This is a genomic window from Deltaproteobacteria bacterium (assembly GCA_003194485.1).
Taxonomy (GTDB): Bacteria; Desulfobacterota; Dissulfuribacteria; order Dissulfuribacterales; family UBA3076; genus UBA3076.
In genome coordinates this window covers 1-7599 of record PQXD01000035.1, presented here as the reverse complement: position 1 = coordinate 7599, position 7599 = coordinate 1, and the positions used below count along the sequence as shown (strand labels likewise).

The following is a 7599-nucleotide window of genomic DNA, read 5'->3' as shown; positions in this document are numbered from 1 at the left end:
CCTGCCTTGAAGCGGTTACCTTTTTCCGGGTTTCAAAGCTCACTCATCGCGGACCGGAGAGGCAGTGCAATCCGGCCCGCGATCGAAACCCTGCAAAAGGCAAACCGCTCCTGCGGCAGGGCACGGACGGCGACTTCCACAGCGGACCACGGGTTTACCGGATATTTACGCCACAGCGTTACAACGAGTTTGGTAAAAGTGACTGAATTGGAGTCAAATTTCCTTGACAGCTATTGATTTCATGTTAATTTTCGTTTTTGTTTAGTTAATTTTGGAGGAAGTCATGTACGCTGTTATCAAGACAGGCGGAAAACAGTATAAGGTTTGTCCGGGGGAAGTGCTAAGGGTGGAAAAGCTCGATGCTGAAGCAGGTTCGGATGTCGAGATTCCTGAAGTCCTGATGGTGGCGGATGACACCCAAATTAAGATCGGCAGGCCTTTAGTGGAATCTGCCACGGTACAAGCTAAGGTTTTGGAGCACGGCCGTAGTAAAAAGATAGTCGTTATGAAGAAGAAAAGGCGCAAGGGCTATAAGGTCAAGCGAGGGCACAGGCAGCCTTTCACTACCCTTGAGATTAAAGAGATCCGTGTCCAGGGAGATTAATTATGGCACACAAAAAGGCCGGCGGCAGTTCACGCAATGGCCGCGACAGTAAAGGCCAGCGCAGAGGCGTAAAACGTTTCGGCGGTCATATCGTAAGGGCCGGAAACATCCTGGTCCGTCAGCTGGGAACCAAGTTTCATCCAGGACGAAATGTGGGCATGGGCAGGGACTATACCTTGTTTGCAAAGACAGACGGGGTCGTGCAGTTCGAGATTGTACGGAATCGAAAGCGAGTGAGCGTTTACCCTATGCAGAGCACCGCTTCCTGAACTCTCCCCCCACCAAAATACCTGAACTCGACAACCTGATCCGTCGGGTGACAGAGTTCTGTCGTCGTAAACCGTTCACACTCCCTGGCAGGGAGTGAATAATTACCAATTTTATTACAGATACTGGCGGCCGAGGATTTATGGACTTTGTTGATCAGGCCAAAATATACGTTAAGGCCGGAGATGGAGGGCCCGGGTGTGTAAGCTTTCGACGGGAACGCTTTGTTCCCAGGGGAGGGCCTGACGGAGGTGATGGAGGCCGTGGAGGGGATGTCATCCTCAGGGTTAATACCGGGCTCAATACACTGCTTTCCTTTCGCAGGAAGCGTCATTTCAGGGCGGGGAAGGGCCGGGCCGGAAAAGGAAAAAACCAGCAGGGTAAGAGCGGTTCGGATATTGTCATAGAGGTACCCCCTGGCACTGTGGTAAAGGATTCAGAGAACGTATTTGTGCTGGCGGATCTCACGGATCCGGAAGCAGACTGGGTTGCCGCCAGGGGAGGGATAGGCGGGAAGGGAAATGCACGTTTTGTGTCTTCAACACGTCAGGCACCACGCTATGCCCAGCCGGGCATGCCGGGGGATGAGCGATGGCTGATTCTTGAGCTGAAGCTCATTGCCGATGTGGGCCTTATAGGGCTTCCCAATGCAGGAAAATCAACCCTGCTTTCAAGAATATCCGCGGCAAGGCCCAAAATAGCAGATTATCCGTTTACTACCCTTGTGCCGAACCTGGGCGTAGTAGAGCTTTCTGATGACAGGACCATGGTAGTGGCTGACATACCTGGTCTCATTGAAGGGGCACATAAGGGTGTCGGCATGGGTCTTGATTTTTTGAGGCATATTGAGAGGACCAAAGTGCTGCTGTATGTTCTGGATGCCTCTCAGGGGAAGGATTCGGTCCGGCGCAGTTACCGGACCATCAGGGAGGAAATGGAAAAATACCATGCACCTCTTCTTGAAAAATACCAGGCAATAGCCTTGAATAAGATCGATATTACGGATGAGGGCGACAGTGAGGAAGCCAAAGAGATCCTGGCCAAAGAAGGCCATAAGATCTATACTATTTCAGCCCTTACCGGATTTGGAGTATCTTCCCTTATGGAGGATTTATATCAGACAGTGGCATCCTTCACGATAAGTTGAAATTAGAAACTTGAAATTAGAAATTAGAAATTAGAAACTTGAATTAGAACCGGTTGATCGAGTTATTATTCAGTTTTTATCCAATTTCCAATTTCGACACAGGAGGACAATTTAACAGATGGAAACCAGGTCTCAGGTACGGGGCCGTAAGTTTTTACAGTCCGTACGCAGGATCGTGGTAAAGATTGGAAGCGCTGTCCTCACGGACAGAAACGGCCTTGATGACCGGGTAATAGCCGACCTTTGCGCCCAGATCGCCTCACTCCGCAGGGAAGACCGGGAGGTTACCATTGTCTCTTCCGGGGCTGTAGCTGCCGGCATGGGAAAACTTCTTGAGCTTCGATCACCCAAAACCGTCCCTGAGAAACAGGCCCTGGCCGCGGTAGGGCAGGGGCGTCTCATTCAGGCCTATGAGGATGCCTTCAGAAATCATGACATCCAGGTAGCCCAGATCTTGCTCACCAGGGAAGGACTGGTTTCAAGGTATCGCTATCTCAATGCAAAGAACACCTTAAAAACCCTGCTGCAGTGGGGCATCATCCCGATTGTCAATGAAAATGATACCGTAGCAACAGAGGAGCTCCAGTTCACTGACAATGACGCCCTTGCCGTACTGATCGTGAATCTGGTGGAGGCAGAGGTCCTCGTCTGCCTGAGTGATGTAAATGGTCTTTATGACAGGGATCCAAGAGAGGATGCAAACGCAAAGCGTATTCCAGAGGTCTCCAAGGTGGACAAATCAATAACCGATCTTGCCAGTGATTACCTGGGAAGGGCCGGGCGCGGGGGTATGAAGTCTAAATTGGAAGCAGCCCGAATGGTGACTGCCTGCGGTGTTCCCATGGTGGTTGCCAAGGGACGTGCTGACCGTGTATTGCCCCGGCTCTTTTCCGGTGAAGACCTGGGCACGCTGTTTTGCCCGAACAGGAGAAGGATACACGGGCGAAAGCCCTGGATAGTTCTTGCCCTTGACCGCAAAGGCATCCTCGAAATCGATGAGGGAGCGGTCAAGGCGATGGTGGATAACGGCAAGAGCCTTTTGCCCGTCGGGATCAGAGGAGTTCAGCACGATTTCGAGGCCGGGGCCTGTGTGGTGTGTCGCGACGGCTCTGGGAAAGAGGTCGCTGTAGGGCTCAGCAACTACAATTCAGGTGACATTCGCAAGATTTGCGGCTGTCAGACAGGTGAGATATATGACAGAATCGGCCATCAAGGAACGGGTGAAGTCATACACAGGGATAATATGGTAATTTTATTGTAAGAGGTCTTATCATGAGTGAAGTATCAACTTTGATAGCAAAAATGGCGAAAGAGGCAAGAAAGGCCGCGCGGGAGGTGGCAAAGCTCTCGACTACAGTGAAAAACGACGTTCTGTTGAGGACGGCGGAACGAATAATTGAGGCCAGGGGAAAGCTGCAGGAGGAGAACGAAAAAGACCTCAAGAAGGCAAAAGATAAGGGTGTTACTTCTGCCTTTATGGATCGATTGAGATTGTCGGACAAGGTTATTGATTCCATGGCTGATGGGCTCCGGGACGTAGCGGCCCTTCCTGACCCCGTGGGCGAGGTCCCGAAGATGTGGAAGAGACCCAATGGTCTCACAGTGGGCAGGGTTCGAATACCCCTGGGTGTAATCGGGATGATTTACGAGTCAAGGCCGAATGTCACCATAGATGCGGCGGGCCTGTGTCTCAAGGCAGGAAACGCTATAATACTCAAGGGCGGATCGGACGCACTTTATTCCAATCTGGCCCTGGGCTCCATACTGCAGGAGGTGCTGACGGAGTTTTCAGTGCCCGGGGAGGCTGTGCAGGTAGTCTCAACCACTGACAGGGAGGCAGTCACGGAGCTTCTGAAGAGGGAGGAGGAAATAGATGTCATAATCCCCAGGGGAGGCGAGGGCCTTATCCGTTTTGTGGCAGAGCATTCCCGCATCCCTGTATTGAAGCATTACAAGGGCGTGTGCCACGTATATATAGACAAAGGGGCCGACCTGAACATGGCCAAAGAGGTCTGTTTCAATTCCAAGGTACAGAGGCCAGGGGTATGTAATGCCATGGAAGGTATGCTTGTGCACAGAGATATTGCAGATGAGTTTTTGCCCTTGATGGCTGAGTCATTTAAGGATGCCGGCGTAGAACTCAGGGGGTGTGAGCGCACCTGCAGGTTGGTACCCTTTGCCAGGGCAGCTGTTGATGAGGACTGGGGAAAGGAGTTTCTGGACCTGGTCCTTGCTGTAAAGGTGGTCGACGGCATGGATGATGCCATGGACTATATTGCCCGTTACGGCTCGAATCACACTGATGCCATAGTCACAAGGGATTATGCAAGGGCAAGGAGGTTTCTGTCAGAGGTGGATGCCTCCCTGGTTATTGTAAATGCCTCAACCCGGTTTAACGACGGTGGACAGTTGGGCCTTGGAGCAGAGATAGGAATAAGCACCTCCAAGCTGCATGCCTATGGTCCGATGGGGCTTGAGGAACTCACTACCACGAAATTCATAGCCTTTGGTAATGGCCAGATAAGGAGCTAGTGTGCGTATAGGTCTGTTGGGAGGCACGCTGGATCCTATACATTTTGGCCATCTCAGGTCGGCCGAGGAGATCAGGGAGGCCCTGGAGCTGGATGAAATCTGGTTTATGCCCGCCGCTCTGCCGCCGCACAAAGAACCATCAGGCCTCACGCCTTTTGCCCATCGCCTTGCCATGGTAGAGCTGGCAGTGGCTTCTCTGGACTACTTCAGGGTCACAACCATTGAAAGCGAACGCCCCGGTCCGTCCTATTCCATTGATACCTTAAGGGAGCTTGGGGAAAGACATAAAGACGAGGCGGAATTTTTCTTCATGCTGGGAAGTGACGCATTCCTCGATATTGAGACATGGAAAGACTATGGCAGCCTCACGGACTATGCCTCTCTGGTGATCATGAGACGGGGTCATGAAGACCTGCCAGGGTTGAAGGAGATCATATCCAGGGCGTTTCCAGCTCATAGTATCCAGGAGGAAAAGGACATTTTTGTCGCCCATGATAAAGGTGCTATCTACCTTTATCCCGTAACTCATCTTGCCATATCAGGGACTGATATACGGCGCAGGGCAAGATCAGGTCTTTCCGTACGTTTTCTCGTCCCTGAAGAAGTCAGGACGTATATGGAAGAAAACAGTTTGTATGCCGGGTCTGCAGGGGACACCTCGCCATCTATAGAGGATATAGAAACCAAAACTGCATCTTCAGAAGAACGAGCTCAGCAAATAGTCTCGGAAATCCTGGAAAACAAGGGGGAACAGGTTGTTATCCTGGACATGAGGGGTCTTTCTTCCCTTGCTGATTTTTTCATAATCTCCCATGGTCGATCCACCAGGCATGTTCAGGGCATTGCGGACAAGATGCGCAGGAACCTTCGTAAAAAGGGGATCAAATGCAGTGGAGTAGAAGGAGAACAGGAGGGCAGGTGGATATTGATGGACTATAGAGATGTTATTGTACACCTGTTTTACGAGCCTGTAAGGGGTTTTTACGACCTTGAAGGACTCTGGAGCGAGGTCCCGAGAATAATCCTATGATTCCGCTGAAAATACCCCCATCTGCTGCGTTGCTTTGATTTCCTCGTCACTGCGACGTACACTAAGTACGCCTCATTCCTCGGAAATCTCGCGCCTTGCATCTGGAGCATTTTGAGCGGAATCATATTTCAGGACGTTTTGCGGTATAATAATCCTATATGGAAGATCCGATCTGTGAGTTCAGGGCAGTCAGCAAAGACTATGCCGTACGGCACGGCTTTTTTGCCTCAAGCACATATAGGATTAAGGCCTTAGACAGGGTTAATCTGTCTGTCAAGGAAGGCAAGATATTAGGACTTGTGGGAGAAAGTGGCTGCGGTAAATCTACCCTCGCAAGAATAGCCCTGGGCCTTGAATCTCCAACAAGCGGGCAGGTTTTATTTTCAGGAGACGATATTGCTGATTTTGATAAAACAAGGCTTCAAAATTTCCGGCGTCAGGCACAGATGGTTTTTCAGGATCCCTTTTCTTCCTTAAATCCGAAAAAGACAGTCCTTAAGATCCTGAGCGAACCTTTGAAGATACACAGGCTATATTCAAAGAGCCATTATAAAGAGCGGGTGATAAGGCTGCTGAAAGAAGTCGGCCTGGACGAACAGGTCCTGAATCGCTATCCGCATGAGTTTAGCGGAGGCCAGCGCCAGCGTATCGGATTGGCACGGGCCCTTGCCACAAATCCGAAAATGATAGTTGCGGATGAGCCGACATCTGCTCTTGATGTCTCTATACAGGCCCAGATCATAAATCTGTTCCTTGACCTCCATGAGAGACACAGACTCTCTTTACTGTTTATCTCGCATGATCTTCCTGTAATACAGTTTGTAAGCCATCGTGTAGCTGTCATGTATAAAGGTCAGCTTATGGAATTAATGCCGAAAAATGCATTTCTGCAATCACCAAATCACCAAATCACCAAATCACCAAATTTCCATCATCCTTACACATCGCTTCTTCTGAGTGCTGTTCCCGTGCCGGATCCAAAGACGGGCCTGAAGGCAAAGAGAAGGGATCATATATTAACATGCGGTCATGAGGATCATAGATACCAAAATGGATGCGCTTTCTCCCCCCGATGCAGTCTGGCTACAGACAGGTGCAGAACAGAGCGCCCTGTCTGGACGGAAGTTGCAAGGGATCATTTTATAGCATGTCACTTCATACAAAATTGCGCCTAAGCTCGCATCGGGGAGTTGTGCAAAGACTATGCAATAACTCAGAAGAATACCACGAACAAGGTATACAAATGCGTCCCACATTTTCCCAGGTGTGCGGTCCGCTACTGGGTCTACCAGGGGGTCAGGAGCAACAACATCGGGTTCCGTTGCGCCAGGAAGGCTGAGTAGCTCTTTGTTCTTTTACGCTTTTACCCTTTGCCGCGATCCGGGGGACGTAACGATAATAAGCATGCGGCAAACTTCATTCACTATACGATTCAGGTCCTGGTCCTCTATATTTACAATACCGAGCGTCTTCACGAATCCTTGGGCTACAGAACTCCCCAAGAAGTTTACTTCGGAGAAGGCAGAGCCGAAGGCGCAGCAGTTTAAGCATCCACCGCACCGACTTGTTCGGCTCTTTTATTTTTATATTTTTTCAATATTTTTGCTAATGATTTCAATGCCTCATTTACTGATAGTGAATCAGGAAAAAACTCCATTAATTCTGGCTCCAACAGTACGATATTTGTACCTTCTTTATATCTATCTACATACTTTCCTCGTACACCATTACTGAAATCATATTCCTCTAGCATATTTGGATCATTTTTCATAATTTTCATATTGCCTTCTCTCCTTTTGGATGGCTTTCCTCGCACTAATTATTCTGATTTTTTCGTGGCGGTCAGTATGCACCACTACCAACAACCTATTCTTACCGGACATGCCCAAAAGAATTAAACCACTACCTGCTGAAAGCAGGTAGATTTCTTATACGACTGAAAGTCTAACATGGTTCAATCTTTAGTCATTAGCAATAGTGAAGGCCTCTTTAGGGCTCGCCTTTTCTTGGCTTGCAATA

Annotated in this window: 9 protein-coding genes; 7 read left to right on the top strand and 2 right to left on the bottom strand. The window is 49.6% G+C overall.

Translation table 11 applies throughout. The features are described 5' to 3' along the window. The first annotated feature begins 283 nt into the window (after window positions 1-283). From rplU to C4B57_11150, 7 genes are all read left to right on the top strand, one after another. Window positions 284-604 (top strand): 50S ribosomal protein L21, encoded by a 321-nt coding sequence (gene rplU / locus C4B57_11180; GenBank protein PXF52358.1) that lies wholly within the window; start codon window positions 284-286, stop codon window positions 602-604. 2 nt (window positions 605-606) lie between these two features. Next, on the top strand, window positions 607-873 hold the full coding sequence (locus C4B57_11175; GenBank protein ID PXF52357.1) for a 50S ribosomal protein L27: 267 nt from the start codon (window positions 607-609) through the stop codon (window positions 871-873). 140 nt (window positions 874-1013) lie between these two features. Next, complete coding sequence (locus C4B57_11170; GenBank protein PXF52356.1) at window positions 1014-2018, top strand: GTPase ObgE; 1005 nt, start codon at window positions 1014-1016, stop codon at window positions 2016-2018. Between the two features lie 118 nt (window positions 2019-2136). Then, on the top strand, window positions 2137-3279 hold the full coding sequence (gene proB, locus C4B57_11165; protein PXF52355.1) for a glutamate 5-kinase: 1143 nt from the start codon (window positions 2137-2139) through the stop codon (window positions 3277-3279). 11 nt (window positions 3280-3290) lie between these two features. Then, window positions 3291-4550 (top strand): glutamate-5-semialdehyde dehydrogenase, encoded by a 1260-nt coding sequence (locus C4B57_11160; protein PXF52354.1) that lies wholly within the window; start codon window positions 3291-3293, stop codon window positions 4548-4550. A 1-nt stretch (window position 4551) separates the two neighbouring features. After that, window positions 4552-5580, top strand: coding sequence for a hypothetical protein (locus C4B57_11155; protein ID PXF52353.1), 1029 nt, complete (start codon window positions 4552-4554; stop codon window positions 5578-5580). A gap of 158 nt (window positions 5581-5738) precedes the next feature. After that, window positions 5739-6755 (top strand): oligopeptide ABC transporter ATP-binding protein OppF, encoded by a 1017-nt coding sequence (locus tag C4B57_11150; GenBank protein ID PXF52352.1) that lies wholly within the window; start codon window positions 5739-5741, stop codon window positions 6753-6755. Between the two features lie 368 nt (window positions 6756-7123). Here C4B57_11150 and C4B57_11145 read toward each other — a convergent pair whose 3' ends face one another. Beyond that, window positions 7124-7360: a hypothetical protein gene (locus tag C4B57_11145; GenBank protein PXF52351.1), complete on the bottom strand. Its 237-nt coding sequence runs from the start codon at window positions 7358-7360 to the stop codon at window positions 7124-7126. Next, window positions 7341-7505 (bottom strand): hypothetical protein, encoded by a 165-nt coding sequence (locus C4B57_11140; protein PXF52350.1) that lies wholly within the window; start codon window positions 7503-7505, stop codon window positions 7341-7343. The genes C4B57_11145 and C4B57_11140 overlap by 20 nt, the downstream gene beginning before the upstream one ends. Window positions 7506-7599 lie beyond the last annotated feature (94 nt).